Raw genomic sequence first — 14,774 nt, 5'->3', positions numbered from 1 at the left:
GTGCTTCGGAAACAGCCTCTGGTTTGACCTGGGACACGCCTGACCCGTAACGTACGACGGTCGGCTTGTCACGCGGCGGCTATTTCGCATGCCCCGCATCCGGCAGGTCAGCCATTGTCGAGCGTCCCCATGTGCTGGGGATGCGTCTTGAGCCTGGAGCCCACTCGTGAGCAAGCGTACTTTCCAGCCGAACAACCGCCGTCGTGCGAAGACCCACGGCTTCCGGCTCCGCATGCGTACCCGCGCCGGCCGCGCCATCCTTGCCGCTCGCCGTCGCAAGGGCCGCGCCGAGATCTCCGCCTGACGCATCCGTTGCGCCCGTTCGCCGGGCCAAGGCAGTAGCGTCTGTCGCCCACCGGCATCGCTGCCGGTGGGCGACAGGCGTACCTGCCCAGGGTCACCAAGATCTCTCGTGCTGCCGTCAGGGTCCCGCATGCGCCGGGGCGACGAGTTCGCCGGCGCGATCAGAAGGGGAAGCCGAGTAGGCCGCCCCACCCTGGTCGCGCACCTCGGCATGCGCTCTGACAGGGATGCTCCCCCCCTGGTGGGATTCGTGGTGAGCCGTGCCGTGGGAGGCGCGGTCATCAGGAATCGCGTCAAACGTCAGTTGAGACACCTCATGCGAGACCGTCTCGACCGGCTTCCGAGAGGTAGCCTGCTGGTGGTACGCGCCAATCCACCGGCCGCGTCCGCGCGAAGCGAGCGCATCGCCGCCGAACTCGATGTCGCGCTGGATCGTTTACTCAGGCGGCTGGAGCCCTCAGGGGCTCGCATGGATGGGCGATGATGACGGCGCAGCAGACCGCTGGAATTTCTCCGGCTGCCAGGATCCTGATGGCTCCGATCCGGTTCTACCGGGCCTTCGTGAGCCCTCTGCTGGGTCCCCGTTGCCGCTTCCACCCCTCGTGCAGTGCCTACGGCCTCGAAGCCGTGGCCGTTCACGGCGCGCTGCGCGGCACATGGTTGACGATCCGGAGAATCGGGCGTTGCCACCCATTCCATCCCGGAGGCCTTGACCCGGTGCCCCCGCGCCCGGGCCGGTCCGACGAAACGCAAGGGAGCTAGCTCGGTGGAGCTGTCCTGGCTGAACTGGCTGTACACAGCCGTCGCCCAAGTAATCACCTGGATTCACGAGGGCTACAGCACCTTCATTCCGAGGAACAGCGGGCTCAACTGGGCGCTGACCATCATCACGCTCACCGTGCTGATGCGACTGTTGATCTTCCCGCTCTTCCTGAAGCAGATGCGCTCCTCGAAGAAGATGCAGGAGCTGGCGCCCAAGGTCCAGGAGATCCGCAAGCGGTACAAGAACGACAAGCAGCGCATGAACCAGGAGGTCATGGCGCTGTACCAGGGGCAGGGAGCCAACCCGCTGGGTGGCTGCCTGCCGATCCTGGCGCAGTTCCCGATCTTCATCTCGATGTTCACCGTGCTGCAGGCCATGGCTGGCGGGCACGCCAAGTTCGGCATGACGCAGACCCTCGTCGACAGCGCCCGGGCCGCGCACATCTTCGGCGCCCCCATCCCCGCGACGTTCTTCACGAGCTCGGCCGACATCGTCCAACTGGACGCCGACCCGATCATCACCAAGGTCGTGCTCGCGATCTTCGTGGCGGTCAGCTCGCTGACGACCTTCCTCACCGTCCGGCAGAGCGTGACCCGCTCGATCGCCCAGATGCCGGACAACCCGATGGCGCAGCAGCAGAAGATCCTGATGTACGTCTCGCCGCTGTTCGCGATCTTCTCGCTGAACTTCCCCCTCGGCCTGATCCTCTACTGGGTCACCACCAACGTCTGGACCCTCGGCCAGCAGCACTGGTTCTACAGCCGCAACCCCTCCCCGGTGGTCGATGCCAAGGGCAACGTCACCACTCCCGAGCCCAAGCCGAGCCTGCTGAGCAAGGTCAAGAAGACCGCTCCCGAGCCCGAGGCGCCTGCGGTACCGGAGCCCAAGGTGATCCGGCAGCAGCCCACCCGCCAGCCCCGCAGTAAGCGGAGCGGCAGCAAGAAGTCCTGACGTCTCATCCCGACAGCACGAAGGAGTGGCCGGACGTGACCGAGGCCGAGGCCGAGAAGGAGCCCGCGAAGGCGGTTCCCGATCTCGCCGCCCTGGAGCAGGAAGGCGAGATCGCGGCGGACTACGTCGAGGGTCTGCTCGACATCGCCGACATCGACGGTGATATCGACATGGATGTCGAAGGCGATCGCGCCGTGGTGTCGGTCGTCGATATCAAGGGCGGCGACCTGGTCGGCCCCAACGGTGAGGTGCTGGAGGCCATCCAGGAGCTGACCCGCCTCGCGGTCCACCGCCAGACGGGTGAGCGCTCACGCCTGATGCTCGACATCGGCGGCTACCGCGACCGCCGCAGGAGCGAGCTGAGCGAGCTCGGCACCAAGATCGCAGCGGACGTCAAGCGGAACGGCGAGCCCAAGTCGCTGCAGCCGATGACCCCGTTCGAGCGGAAGATCGTGCATGACGCCGTCGCCGCGGCGGGCCTGCGGAGCGAGTCCGAGGGCGAGGAGCCCCGTCGTTTCGTGGTGGTCCTTCCCGCCTAGCCCTCCTTGGCGCGAAGGTACGCGCTGACAAAAGGCCGCTGCCCCCCGGTTCCCGGGGGGCAGCGGCCTTTCTCGTGACTCCACACCCTGACCTACGGTGGTGCTGTCACTCGTTCTCGTGACGCCGGATCCCGATCCATCGCGGTGCCATCACCTGTTCTCGTGACGTCACACCCCAACCCGCGGTGGCGATGTCACCCGTTCTCGTAACCCCACGCCCCAACCCACGGTGGCGACGTCACCCGATGCCGAGGCGGGCCATTAGCCTTGAGACCGGCCTGAGCCCGATTTTTCCGAGGGAAGAGTGAGCGTCGAGTGAGTGACCAGATCCCCGAACCGCCCGAGGTCGCGCGCGAGGTGTTCATCGGCGACGCCTGGGCGAGAGCGGAGGCCTTCGCGGAGCTGTTGGCCGGTCCCGGGGTGGTGCGCGGGCTGCTCGGCCCGCGGGAGGTACCGCGCATCTGGGACCGCCACCTGCTCAACTGTGCGGTGATCGCCGAGGTCGTGCCCGCCGACGTACGACTGGTCGACATCGGTTCCGGCGCCGGTCTGCCGGGCCTGGTCCTCGCGATCGTGCGACCCGACATCACCGTCACCCTCCTGGAGCCGCTCCTTCGCCGGACGGTCTTCCTGGAGGAGTGCGTGGAGTCGCTGAAACTCGGCAACGTCGAGGTGTTGCGCGGCCGGGCCGAGGAGTTCGCGGGCAGGCGGGAGTTCGACGTCGCCTCCGCCCGCGCGGTGGCGCCGCTCGACCGTCTGCTGAAATGGTCGCTGCCCCTCCTGCGCGAGGGCGGTGAGCTACTGGCCATGAAGGGTGAGCGTGCCGCTGAGGAGTTGGCGGACGCAGAGGCGCAATTACGGTCGAGTGGGGTGCAAACCGCCGAGCTCGCATCGGTCGGGCGCGGTAAGGTCGAGCCGCCCGCAACTCTCATCCGAGTGGTCGCCGGTCGAGCTCCCGAGGGAGCGCGGAAGACCTCTCGCCGGAAGGATCGTGCCTCGCGCGGCAGGTAAGCGCGAGGCCCCCAGATAAACCGAGCAAAGCGAGTACGAGGCCAGTGGAAGACCATTCGAGTGCGATCGCCAGCGCGAGGAGCGGTCTCGGCTGGCCCGAGGTTCCTGCCGTTTTGCCCCATGGACGGCTTTCCGGTCTGGGCTGGCCGGCACCGGCTCCCGGTGCCGTAGTCAGGCCGGTTGAAAGGAAGACGACCGTGACCCAGACCCCCCTTAATCCCGGCGACTCGCCGCTGGTACGAGAGGCACTCAGCTCAGTGGTTTCACGTGAAACATCGGCCCAGAAGACCGCCACCGCTCCCGGAGGCTCCACCGGGGTCCGAGATGGGGACTGGCCGCGCCCTGCCAAAACCCGAATTTTCACCGTCGCGAACCAGAAGGGCGGCGTCGGCAAGACCACCACGTCGGTCAATCTGGCGGCGGCGCTGTCCATGCACGGCCAGCGGGTGCTCGTGGTCGACCTCGACCCCCAGGGCAACGCCTCGACGGCCCTCGCGGTCGAGCACCGTGGTGACGTACCGGATATGTACAAGGTGCTCGTGGAGGATCTGCCGCTCGCGGAGGTCGTGAAGGCGGTTCCGGACATGCCGGGCCTCTACTGTGCCCCCGCCACGATCGACCTCGCCGGAGCCGAGATCGAACTGGTCTCCATGGTCGCCCGTGAGGCCCGCCTGCAGCGCGCGCTGACCGCGTACGACGCCGTCGAGTTCGACTACATCCTCATTGACTGCCCGCCCTCGCTCGGCCTGCTCACGGTCAACGCGCTGATGGCCGCGAACGAACTGCTGATCCCCATCCAGTGCGAGTACTACGCGTTGGAAGGTCTTGGCCAGTTGCTGAGGAACGTGGATCTGGTCCGCGCGCACCTGAACCCCACACTCGACCTCTCCACCATCCTCATGACGATGTACGACGGACGCACCCGCCTCGCCTCCCAGGTCGCCGAGGAGGTCCGCTCCCACTTCGGCGCGACGGTGTTGAGCACGCTCATCCCCCGAAGCGTGCGCGTCTCCGAGGCGCCGAGTTACGGTCAGTCGGTCATGACGTACGACCCGGGCTCCAGCGGTGCGATGGCCTACATGGACGCCGCCCGCGAGATCGCTTATCGCGGTGCGGCCGTATGAGTGCCGGGAATCTCGTGGCCGTGGTCACGGGAATGTCAGTGAGTGCGACACCTTGAGTCTCGGGAGGGGCAAGTGAGCAAGCAGCCGAGAGGGCTGGGCAGAGGGCTGGGGGCGCTCATCCCGACGGGCCCGGCCGTCGTCGCGGAGGCACCCGCGTCGATGACCGCGACCATGGTCGCCCCGGAGCCGGTGACACCGGAGCGCCCGGGGCCCGCCCCGGTCGCGGGCGCCTACTTCCTTGAGATCCCCGTCGACGACATCGCGCCCAACCCACGCCAGCCGCGCGACATCTTCGACGAGGACGCCCTGAAGGAACTGGCGACCTCGATCGGCGAGGTCGGCCTGCTCCAGCCGATCGTGGTGCGCGCCACGGGCGAGGGACGCTACGAGCTGATCATGGGGGAGCGCCGCTGGCGCGCTTCCAAGCTCGCCGGGCTCTCCGAGATCCCCGCGATCGTACGGGAGACCCAGGAGGACAAGCTCCTGCTCGACGCGCTCATCGAGAACCTCCAGCGCGAGCAGCTCAACGCCCTGGAGGAGGCGGCGGCCTACCAGCAGCTGCTTGATGACTTCGGCGCCACCCACGAGCAGCTCGCCGCCCGCATCGGCCGTTCCCGCTCGCACGTGACCAACACGGTGCGCCTGCTGAAGCTCCCACCCGGGGTGCAGCGCAAGGTCGCGGCCGGAACGATCAGCGCGGGCCACGCCCGAGCCCTGCTCCGCCTGGACGATCCCGCCGCCCAGGAACATCTCGCCAACCGGATCTCGGCCGAACTGCTGTCGGTCCGCGCGGTCGAGGAGATCGTCGCCGTGGGCGATGCCAAGGCGGCCCCGGCACCTGCCCCGCGAGCTCCTCGGGCGAAGCCCGACGAGGAGCCGGCCCTCCGGCATCTGGCCGACCGTCTCTCCGACCGCTTCGAGACCCGTGTGAAGGTCGATTTCGGCCGCCGCAAGGGGCGCATCGTGGTGGAGTTCGCGACCATCGACGATCTGGAGCGCATCATCGGCACGATGGCTCCGGGGTCGTTGCAGGCGATGGAGGGGTGATCTCGCCGATCCCGGAGATCTGAAAAAGCGAACCGGCGGTGGAAAGCCGGGGAAGGTGAGCCAGGGGAAGCGAACCGGTGGCGGAGAGCCCCGGAAGGTGGACCTGGGATAGCGAACCGGCGGCGGAGAGAGCAGGAAGGTGAGCCGGGGGAAGCGAGCCCACGGCAGAGAGCCCGGAAAGGTGAGCCCACAGCGAGGGTCGGGAATCGGGCTCGCGGTGCACTCGCGGGTCGGTGAATCCACCTCGACACCATCCCGGAGTCTGGATGGCCCCCGATAGCCCTGGCCTTCTCGGGACAGTTTCCCGGCACGGGAGAGCGGCCGTTCGACTCAGCGCGATGGCCCCACCGGAGCGATACCGGCCACCGCCGTGGTGGGACGGCATCGTTTCACGTGAAACACAGGGAGGGTGGCCGTGCGGACCGGGCTCGGAGGCGGGACGACGGGCCCTTGCTGAGAAGGACCGACGGCGGGAGAGGCGACGAGGAGCGAGGGCCCGCTCTCATCCCTCCGAGGGGCGGGCTTATCGCCGAGAGCCGGACTCTCGTCCTCAATGGCCGGTCTTACACGTGGTGTGTGGACGACCCAGCGGGACGGCGACCGACGTTTCACGTGAAACAGCCGGCCCTTCTGGGAGAAGGCTGTTTCACGTGAAACAAGCGCCCTTCAGAAGCCAACGGCTTCTTGGACGGCGAGACGGATGTCGGCGACGAAGGTGTCGACGTGCTCGGGGGCGGTGTCGAAGGCCGTGACCCAGCGGACCACGTTCCCCGGCGCGTCCCAGACATGGAAGAGATAGCGCTGCTGCAGTTCCGCGATGGCCTTCTCGGGGAGTACGGGGAAGACGGCGTTGGACTGCACGGGGTAACGCAGGGAGACCTCCGGAAGGTCGGCGATGCCGTTGGCGAGGCGGTGGGCCATCGCGTTGGCGTGGGCGGCGTTCTCGCGCCAGAGCTCATCGGTGAGGAGGGCGGTCAGTTGGGCGGAGACGAAGCGCATCTTGGAAGCGAGTTGCATCCCCTGTTTGCGGAGGAACAGTGCGGCGGGGTCCAGCTCCGGGCGGAGGACCACGAGTGCCTCGGCCCCCATCGCGCCGTTCTTGGTACCCCCGAAGCTGAGCAGGTCCACGCCCGCGTCCGTGGTGAGGGAGCGGAGCGAGCAGCCGAGCTCGGCCGCCGCGTTGGCGAGCCGGGCACCGTCCATGTGCAGGAAGAGGTCGTGCTCATGGACGAACTCCGCGAGCTCCGCGATCTCGGCGGCGGTGTAACAGGTGCCGCACTCGGTCACCTGGGAGATGGAGACGACCCTGGGCTGAGAGTGGTGCTCGTTCCCGAGCACGGACAGCTGGCCACGGATGTCGTTCACGGAGAGCTTGCCGTCGTCCGTGGGGAGGGTGACCAGCTTGGCGCCCAGCATGCGTTCGGCGGCGCCGCACTCGTTGGTGTTGATGTGGGCGGTGGTGGGGCAGAGCACCGCGTCGTACGCCCGGAGTACGAGTCCGAGCCCCACGACGTTGGCGCCGGTGCCGTTGAACATGGGATATGCGGTCGCGCGGGCGCCGAACTCGGCGCGGAAGGCGTCCTCCATAGCGATGGTCCAGACGTCCCCCCCATAGGGGAGGGCGTCTCCGGTGTTCGCTTTGAGGATGGCGGTGAGAACCGCAGGGTGCACGCCCGCGTGGTTGTCGCTCGCGAAGCTTTTGGGGAATCTCTTGGGGAATGGGGTGGAGGTCAGCACACGGTCAGCGTATGGGCAAACCCGGTCCGTCACCGGGCTCGCCCCGCTCGTCGGCTCGACTTTCGTCCAGGAAATCCTGATTTCACCGTGCGGCCCTCACCCGTGCAAGACCCTCGCGGGAGGGAACTTCGCGAGTGAAGGCTGCTGTTCCAGGAGGGCGCCGAGGTCTTTCCCCGCGGCCTCGGCGGCCATGGGGAGGAGCGACGTCTCGGTCGTCCCCCACTTCGAGGCAGAGCCGGCCGCCTCCCGCAAAGGAGCCCGGGAAGGTCAGGCTCCGCGGATGACGGCCTGTTCCAGGAGGGTTCGGCAGAGGGTGCCGAGGTCTTCTCCCGCGGCCTCGGCGGCCATGGGGAGGAGCGACGTCTCGGTCATCCCCGGGGCGACGTTCACTTCGAGGAAGTAGGGCAGGCCGTTCGCGTCGACGATCAGGTCGGTGCGTGAGATGTCCCGGAGACCGAGGGCGGTGTGCGCGGTCACGGCCATCTCGGCACAGGCGGCCGACACCTCGGGCGTGAGGCGTGCCGGGGCGAAGAACTCGGTGTGCCCGGCGGTGTAGCGGGCCGCGTAGTCGTACACGCCCTCGTCGGCGACGATCTCCACGGGGGGCAGTGCCACGGGCCCGTTCCCGAGGTCGACCACGGAGACGGCGACCTCGACCCCCTCGATGCAGCGCTCGATCAGCGCGGTGTCGCCGTAGGCGAAGCAGCCGACCATGGCGGCGGGGAAATCCTCCGCGCTGCGGACGATCGACGCGCCGAGCGCCGAGCCGCCACGGGACGGCTTGACGAACAGGGGGAGGCCGAGACGGTCCACGATGCGGGCCAGCACCGCGGCGGCGCCGAGGTCGTGGAAGGTCTCCTTCGGCAGCGTCACCGAGTCGGGGGTGCGCAACCCGAAGGAGCGGACGACGGTCTTGGCGGTGGGCTTGTCGTAGGCGACCCGGCAGGCGTCGGGGCCGGCACCGACGTACGGGACGGAGAGGAGTTCGAGGACCGAGCGGATGGCGCCGTCCTCGCCCGCTCCGCCGTGGAGGGTGACGAAGACCGCGTCCGGTGGGTCCGCGAGCACGGCGGGAACCAGGGACGCGTCGGTGTCGCGGGTCTCCACGGAGACGCCCGCTCCCCGCAGCACCTCGCTCACCCGTCGGCCCGATCGCAGCGAGACCTCCCGCTCGTAGGAGAGTCCGCCCGCCAGGACGAGCACATGGCCCAGGTCACTCATCCGACATACCTCTCGTCATGGCCCGCTCCGAGCCTGTCCTGTCGCTCTCGTCACGCGTGCACGGTTGTCCCGACGGATCGGGATCGATCACCGCGCACCGGCGCAGGAAGTCACCGTACGGCACCGAGGGGGAGGAACTCATGCCGGAGGTGCCCCGTGGCACGGGGCACCTTACGGGGGCGGGGTTACGCGAGGTCGGGTCCCGGGGTGTCGATGCCGGCGCGTTCGGTGGGCGAGCCGGTCCCGAAGGTGTCGCGGAGGCGGAGCTCCTGCCCGATCACCCCTGCCAGGCGGCGGACGCCCTCGCGGATGCGGTCGGGCTCGGGATAGCAGTAGGAGAGCCGCATGTGCCGCGCGCCGCTGCCGTCGGCGAAGAAACCGGTGCCCGGCACGAAGGCGACCCGCTCCGCGACCGCGCGAGGCAGGAGCGCCTTGGAATCGAGTCCCTGCGGAAGGGTGGCCCAAACAAAGAACCCGCCGTCGGGGCGGGTCCAGGTGACGCCGTCGGGCATCAGGGCCTCCAGCGAGGAGAGCATGGTGTCGCGGCGCTCGCGGTAGAGCTCCCCGAACGCCTTGATCTGCTCGCGCCAGGGCTGGGTGGCCAGATACTGGCCGACGGCGAGCTGGGTGAAGGAGGAGTGCGACAGGACCGCGGACTCCATCGCCAGCACCAGCTTCTCGCGGATGGCGTGCGGGGCGAGGGCCCAGCCGACCCGGAAGCCGGGGGCGAGGGTCTTGGAGAAGGAGCCGAGGTAGACGACGCCCTCGGCGTTGTCGGCGCGCAGCGTCCGGATGGGGTCGCCGTCGAAGCGGAGCATGCCGTACGGGTTGTCCTCGACGATCAGCACGTCGGCCCGCTGGCAGATCTCCAGGACCTGCTGCCTGCGCTCGGCGCTGAGCGTCACGCCCGCCGGGTTCTGGAAGGTGGGGATCGTGTAGAGGAACTTGATCCGATTGCCCGCGCTCTTCAGGGCGTAGACGGTCTGGGCGAGCGACTCGGGGATGATCCCCTCGTTGTCCATCGCGACGTGGATGACATTGGCCTGGTAGGCGGAGAACGTGCCCAGGGCTCCGACGTAGGAGGGTCCCTCGGCGAGCACGACGTCGCCCGGGTCGATGAAGATCCGGGTGATGAGGTCGAGGGCCTGCTGGGAGCCGACGGTCACGACGACGTCGTCGGAGTTGGCCTCGATCCCCTCCATCCGCATGACGTCACAGATCTGCTCGCGCAGGTGCGGGTCGCCCTGCCCCGAGCCGTACTGGAGCGCGACGGGGCCGCGCTTGGCGATCAGGTCGGCGACCAGCTCCCCCACCACGTCCAGCGGGAGGGCGGTGACGTACGGCATGCCGCCGGCGAGCGAGACCACCTCGGGCCTCGACGCGACGGAGAAGAGAGCTCGTACCTCGGAGGCGACCATCCCGGTTGCCCGTGCCGCGTAACGGTCGACGTAGGCGTCGATGCGCGACCCTTGGGCCGGGGTGATGGCCTGACCGTGATCGTGGTTCTGGGGCACGGTCCACCTCCTAGGTTGTGTGGAGCACACAAAGCGCTCATACCAGAGAAACCAGGGTACGTCAGGGGTCGCAGTTCGTCTGCGTGTAGGGAGAGGACCTCCTGAAACCAGGACCCGCACTGGGCTACGATGCCAGCTGGAGACGCCGTTTTCGCGCGTTTTTCGCCATGGCTTGCACTCGTCTCGCCAGGATTGGGGCCAACAGGTGTCGCGTCGGCTGGCAAACGTCACCCTCGACAATCTCGACGACCTGCCGCGCCGCTGTCGCCGGTGCGTCTTCTGGGAGCTCGATCCCGTCAACGCGGACCGGGCGATGAAGGCCGGTGACCCGGGACTGGAGAAAGAGGCCTGGATCTCCTCGACCCTGCTGGAGTGGGGAAGCTGCGGAAAGATCGTCTATGTGGACGGGGTGGCCGCCGGATTCGTCCTCTACGCGCCGCCCCACTACGTGCCGCGCTCGGTGGCCTTCCCGACCTCGCCGGTGAGCGCGGACGCGGTGTTGCTGATGACCGCGCACATCATCCCGGAGTTCTCCGGGGGTGGTCTGGGCCGGATGCTGGTCCAGGGCGTGGCCAAGGATCTGACCCGGCGCGGGGTGCGTGCGATCGAGGCGTTCGGCGATCTGAAGTGGGAGCAGCCGGGCGCGTGCCTGATGCCCGCCGACTACCTGCTCTCCGTGGGTTTCAAGACGGTTCGTCCGCATCTGCGCTTCCCTCGCCTCCGCCTGGAGCTCAAGAACGCCGTCTCGTGGCGTGAGGACGTCGAGGTGGCACTGGAGAGGCTCCTTGGGTCGATGAGTCCCGAGAGGGCGCTACGGCCCGTCTGAGACCTTCTGGAGCCCGTACGGCACGCTCTGGGGCCGAACGCGCCCTTCCTGAGCTCTCTGGAGCCGAGCCGGCCCTCTTGAAAGTCCCGCGCATGTGAAGGCCCCCCGCGGTGAGACGGGGGGCCTTCAGTGGGTGGGTGTGCCGCTCGGAAGCGGGTGATACGGCCGGACGCCGTGGGGGACGGCCGACCGCAGGGGGCCTAGATGATGCCCTCAAGCTCGCGAAGCAGCATGGCCTTCGGCTTGGCGCCGATGATCTGCTTCACAACCTCTCCGTTCTTATAGACGTTCAGGGTAGGAATCTGGAGTACGCCGTAGTTTGTCGCCGTTGCCGGATTTTCGTCGACGTTCAGCTTGACGACGGTCAGCTTCTCGGCGTTCTCGCCGGCGATCTCCTCCAGAATGGGCGCGACCTGGCGGCACGGGCCGCACCACTCGGCCCAGAAATCGACGATCACGGGCTTGTCGCTCTTGAGAACGTCGGCCTCGAAGCTGGCGTCGGTCACGTGCTTGATGGTGCCCAAGGTTCCTGCTCTCCCTCTTGCCTGGGGACTGCTGCTGTTGACTTCCCCCTCGCGAACGAGGGGATTCCCACGGTCGCCCGCGAGGGTTCCCGCTTCGTCGCCGGTCACCCGCGAAGGAGAACCCTCCCCGGGGTCTCGCGCCGGCCCGACACGCGTTTCACCTCTCCGCCGACCCGGCGGCGAGGACGATACCGATGGGATCACCGGCGTGGTGACCGGCGCACGCCTGACGCGCCGTTCGACGGGACGCGACGTGTGCCCGGCGGGGGCGGGGGCCGGTCGACCCGTGACGGCGCTCACGGCGCCTGAGGCCCGCCCTGACGGGCGGGGTGACGAGCGGCGCCGGCACCGCCCGTCGATCTCTCTTCCGCCGTCACCCGCCGGGGGGTTACGCGTTCTCGTGCTCGGTCAGCCAGCGCTCGGAGTCGAGCGAGGCGGCGGCGCCGGTGCCGGCGGCGGTGATCGCCTGCCGGTAGATGTGGTCGACCACGTCGCCCGCGGCGAACACGCCGTCCAGGTTGGTGCGGGTCGAGGGCGAGTCGACCTTGATGTACCCCTCGTCGTCCAGCTCCACCTGGCCCTTGACCAGCTCGACGCGCGGGTCGTGCCCGATCGCGACGAACAGGCCGGTGGCGGCGAGCTCCGCCTCCGCACCGGTCTTGAGGTTGCGCACCCGCACCCCGCTCACCTTGGACTCGCCCAGCACGTCGACGACCTCGCTGTCCCACAGGAAGTGGATCTTCTCGTTCGCGAACGCCCGGTCCTGCATGATCTTGCTGGCGCGGAGCTCGTCGCGACGGTGCACCACCGTCACCGAGGCGGCGAACCGGGTCAGGAAGATCGCCTCCTCCATCGCGGTGTCGCCGCCGCCGACGACCACGATGTCCTGGCCGCGGAAGAAGAACCCGTCACAGGTGGCACACCACGACACCCCGTGGCCGGAGAGGCGCTTCTCGTTGGGCACGCCCAGCTCGCGGTAACCCGAGCCCATCGTGAGGATGACGGACTTGGCGTAGTAGGTGTCGGTGGCGGTCTTGACGACCTTCGGGGTGACGGTCAGGTCGACCTCGATCACGTCGTCGGCGACCAGCTCGGCACCGAACCGCTCGGCCTGCTTGCGCATCCCGTCCATCAGGTCCGGGCCCATGATGCCACCGGGGAAGCCGGGGAAGTTCTCCACCTCGGTGGTGTTCATCAGGGCGCCACCGGCGGTGACCGAGCCCTCGAAGACCAGCGGGTTGAGGTCGGCACGCGCGGAGTACACGGCGGCCGTGTAACCGGCGGGACCCGATCCGATGATGATCACATTCCGGACGTCCATCAGTGCTCGCGCCTCTCCTCTGTCGTTGCCACCGGCGTCAACAGATCCTAAGCGCCGCTGATTCCCGCCGGGCGCGGTGACGGATCCGCCGGTGGAACGGGAAAGCCCGGCACGGACGAATCCATGCCGGGCGCCCGGAGGAGGTACGAGGGCTTTGGGAGCGGATTACCCGCCGCCGATCACCCCGTGCCTCTCCCCACCGATCGTTCCGTGCGGCCTGCCGAGGTCCCCCGGGGCCGCCTCTTCCCGGTCACCAGCTTGCGAGACCTGGCTTGCGCACGTCGTCACACTGCGGGCCCACGACGTGGACGCGCACCGTGTTCTTGGCCTTGTTCTCCCAGAAGAGCAGGATGTTGGCCTCCTGCCCGTTGTAGAACCCCTGGTCCACGGCGAAGGGCGACGTGCCGACCTGCGCCGAGACCTGCCGGACACACTTGTCGATCCCGGAGTTGTCGGTCGTTCCGACGATGGTCCCGGGGCCGATGTAGTCGAGCAGCGAGCCGCGGAGCTCGGCGTCGGTGTAGTTGTAGTTGCTGTCGGTCAGCGTGTACTGGATCGTGTCCGCCGCCGGTGCGGCGTAGGGGCCCGGGGTGGCGCCGGGCGGGCCGGACGCCGTCAGCGTCCCGGTCGCCAGCGCGGTCGCACCGATCACCGCCGCCGCCACGCCCGCCGCGGCGGTGGCGGGCATCGCCCACCGGCGCCGTCGGTTCGCGCCGCGACGTCTGGTGGGGACCACCGGGACCACGGTGCCGTCGTCGTCGACGACCCCCAGCCGCACGGCTGGTTCGAGCTCTGGCTCCTTTTCGGGGATCGGGTCCCGGTGAGGGGTCGTCTCCCATGGCGCCGGTTGTGCGGGAGAGGACGTCTCCCACGGCGCGTCGCGCATTATGTCGTCCCAGGCCGGTGCTTCCACCAGGCCCACTCCACCTCCACGGAAGCTTTCCGCCTCGGCGGCCAGCGCGCGGTCGATCCTCAGCGCGACTCCCATCGGCATCGCCGGTGTGGGGGTCGCCGCCAGGACCTCACGGACCGCTGCGAGATCGGCGAGGCTTTCGCCACAGGGGTCGCAGATCGCGAGATGCTCGCGTACCCGTATGGCGGTGGCGGCGTCGAGGAGCCCCTCGGCCAGTTCGGCCAAGATCTCCAGGTCGTAGTGCGTATCACCCGTCACGAAGTTCTGCTCCCTTCGCGGATGAGACGCGAGACAGGTCTGATCGGTTCCGTAAATGGGAAAGAATCGGGGCGAGTTTCGCCCGTCCGCGCGCGCATCGGCTCTTCACCGTGCCGCTCGGCACCTCCAGCACCTGGGCCGCGTCTTCGATCGAGTAGCCCATCATGTCCACGAGCACCAGCGCGGCGCGCTGGTCGGAGGGCAGCAGCTTCAGTGCTGCGGAAACCTCCATGGACACTTCGCGCTCGGCCGTCTGGTCGAGCACCGGGGTATCACGCTCCGCGGCCTCGACGAGCTCGTCGTCGGCCACCGGGCGCACCGATTTCCTGCGCATGCGGTCGAGGCAGGCGTTGACCACGATGCGGTGCAGCCACGTGGTCACGGCCGCCTCGCCGCGAAAGCTCCCGGCCTTGCGGTAGGCCGAGACGAAGGCGTCCTGAACGGCGTCGGCCGCCTCGTCGGGGTCGCCCAGCGTGCGCAGGGCGACCGCCCACATGCGGTCTCGATGTCGCTTGACTATTTCACTGAAGGCGTGCGGATCCCCGGCGATGTGCCGGGTGAGCAGGTCGGCGTCGGACACGGGGGCCTTCGCCGTCTGCTCGTCCGCCGCTGGCGGGGTCTCGGGTGGGGAATTCACAAGGAGAGTCCTGCTATACCGATCCGGGGAGAACACCTCTACGGGATAGATGGTGCCACGAATTCTCCGATGATCTGCAAGAAGC

The 14,774-nt window shown here is 68.5% G+C and carries 16 protein-coding genes; 9 read left to right on the top strand and 7 right to left on the bottom strand.

Annotated elements, in window-relative coordinates; all coding sequences use genetic code 11:
* Positions 1-166 precede the first annotated feature (166 nt).
* The 8 genes from rpmH (at position 167) to ABZ664_RS22685 (ending at position 5,738) form a co-directional block, all read left to right on the top strand.
* On the top strand, positions 167-304 hold the full coding sequence (rpmH, locus tag ABZ664_RS22720; protein WP_329088117.1) for a 50S ribosomal protein L34: 138 nt from the start codon (positions 167-169) through the stop codon (positions 302-304).
* Positions 305-370: 66 nt separating this feature from the next.
* Complete coding sequence (gene rnpA, locus ABZ664_RS22715; RefSeq protein ID WP_362513175.1) at positions 371-787, top strand: ribonuclease P protein component; 417 nt, start codon at positions 371-373, stop codon at positions 785-787.
* Positions 787-1,065, top strand: coding sequence for a membrane protein insertion efficiency factor YidD (gene yidD, locus ABZ664_RS22710; protein WP_362513746.1), 279 nt, complete (start codon positions 787-789; stop codon positions 1,063-1,065). Before rnpA ends, yidD begins: the two co-directional genes overlap by 1 nt.
* Before the next feature lie 4 nt (positions 1,066-1,069).
* A complete protein-coding gene (yidC, locus tag ABZ664_RS22705; RefSeq protein ID WP_362513172.1) occupies positions 1,070-2,017 on the top strand; it encodes a membrane protein insertase YidC in 948 nt (315 codons plus the stop codon).
* A 35-nt stretch (positions 2,018-2,052) separates the two neighbouring features.
* On the top strand, positions 2,053-2,556 hold the full coding sequence (locus tag ABZ664_RS22700; RefSeq protein ID WP_350941863.1) for a R3H domain-containing nucleic acid-binding protein: 504 nt from the start codon (positions 2,053-2,055) through the stop codon (positions 2,554-2,556).
* 315 nt (positions 2,557-2,871) lie between these two features.
* Positions 2,872-3,567, top strand: coding sequence for a 16S rRNA (guanine(527)-N(7))-methyltransferase RsmG (rsmG, locus tag ABZ664_RS22695; RefSeq protein WP_362513169.1), 696 nt, complete (start codon positions 2,872-2,874; stop codon positions 3,565-3,567).
* 197 nt (positions 3,568-3,764) lie between these two features.
* Complete coding sequence (locus tag ABZ664_RS22690) at positions 3,765-4,691, top strand: ParA family protein (protein ID WP_350941859.1); 927 nt, start codon at positions 3,765-3,767, stop codon at positions 4,689-4,691.
* Between the two features lie 72 nt (positions 4,692-4,763).
* Positions 4,764-5,738 (top strand): ParB/RepB/Spo0J family partition protein, encoded by a 975-nt coding sequence (locus ABZ664_RS22685; RefSeq protein WP_362513164.1) that lies wholly within the window; start codon positions 4,764-4,766, stop codon positions 5,736-5,738.
* A 666-nt stretch (positions 5,739-6,404) separates the two neighbouring features.
* On the opposite strand, the gene ABZ664_RS22680 is transcribed toward ABZ664_RS22685, so the two are convergent.
* The 3 genes from ABZ664_RS22680 to ABZ664_RS22670 all read right to left on the bottom strand — a co-directional run bounded on the left by ABZ664_RS22680 (position 6,405) and on the right by ABZ664_RS22670 (position 10,114).
* Positions 6,405-7,475: a beta-eliminating lyase-related protein gene (locus ABZ664_RS22680; protein ID WP_362513161.1), complete on the bottom strand. Its 1,071-nt coding sequence runs from the start codon at positions 7,473-7,475 to the stop codon at positions 6,405-6,407.
* A gap of 267 nt (positions 7,476-7,742) precedes the next feature.
* Complete coding sequence (locus ABZ664_RS22675; protein WP_362513157.1) at positions 7,743-8,696, bottom strand: D-alanine--D-alanine ligase; 954 nt, start codon at positions 8,694-8,696, stop codon at positions 7,743-7,745.
* Between the two features lie 185 nt (positions 8,697-8,881).
* Positions 8,882-10,114 (bottom strand): PLP-dependent aminotransferase family protein, encoded by a 1,233-nt coding sequence (locus ABZ664_RS22670; protein WP_362513743.1) that lies wholly within the window; start codon positions 10,112-10,114, stop codon positions 8,882-8,884.
* A 301-nt stretch (positions 10,115-10,415) separates the two neighbouring features.
* Between ABZ664_RS22670 and ABZ664_RS22665 the strand changes: the two genes are divergently transcribed.
* The gene (locus ABZ664_RS22665) at positions 10,416-11,036 is read left to right on the top strand and encodes a hypothetical protein (protein WP_030919650.1); all 621 of its coding nucleotides are present in this window, start codon (positions 10,416-10,418) and stop codon (positions 11,034-11,036) included.
* Between the two features lie 200 nt (positions 11,037-11,236).
* On the opposite strand, the gene trxA is transcribed toward ABZ664_RS22665, so the two are convergent.
* The 4 genes from trxA to sigM form a co-directional block, all read right to left on the bottom strand.
* Complete coding sequence (gene trxA / locus ABZ664_RS22660; RefSeq protein WP_329088095.1) at positions 11,237-11,560, bottom strand: thioredoxin; 324 nt, start codon at positions 11,558-11,560, stop codon at positions 11,237-11,239.
* Between the two features lie 388 nt (positions 11,561-11,948).
* Entirely contained in the window at positions 11,949-12,884 is a 936-nt protein-coding gene (gene trxB / locus ABZ664_RS22655; protein ID WP_362513739.1) for a thioredoxin-disulfide reductase, read from the bottom strand.
* A 247-nt stretch (positions 12,885-13,131) separates the two neighbouring features.
* Positions 13,132-14,052 carry a zf-HC2 domain-containing protein gene (locus ABZ664_RS22650; protein WP_362513151.1) on the bottom strand — a complete coding sequence of 307 codons (921 nt, stop codon included), beginning with the start codon at positions 14,050-14,052 and terminating at the stop codon, positions 13,132-13,134.
* A complete protein-coding gene (gene sigM, locus ABZ664_RS22645) occupies positions 14,042-14,689 on the bottom strand; it encodes an RNA polymerase sigma factor SigM (RefSeq protein WP_362513147.1) in 648 nt (215 codons plus the stop codon). Before sigM ends, ABZ664_RS22650 begins: the two co-directional genes overlap by 11 nt.
* Positions 14,690-14,774 lie beyond the last annotated feature (85 nt).

It is taken from the genome of Streptosporangium sp. NPDC006930 (genome assembly GCF_040635605.1).
GTDB lineage: Bacteria > Actinomycetota > Actinomycetes > Streptosporangiales > Streptosporangiaceae > Streptosporangium.
This window is presented reverse-complemented; position numbering and strand designations above follow the sequence as displayed.

What these genes read in the sequence shown, in the direction of transcription:
- yidD (WP_362513746.1), top strand. Translation starts at nt 787, where the DNA reads ATGACGGCGCAGCAGACCGCTGGAATTTCTCCGGCTGCCAGGATCCTG.
- ABZ664_RS22675 (WP_362513157.1), bottom strand. Translation starts at nt 8,696, where the DNA reads ATGAGTGACCTGGGCCATGTGCTCGTCCTGGCGGGCGGACTCTCCTAC.
- ABZ664_RS22670 (WP_362513743.1), bottom strand. Translation starts at nt 10,114, where the DNA reads ATGGTCGCCTCCGAGGTACGAGCTCTCTTCTCCGTCGCGTCGAGGCCC.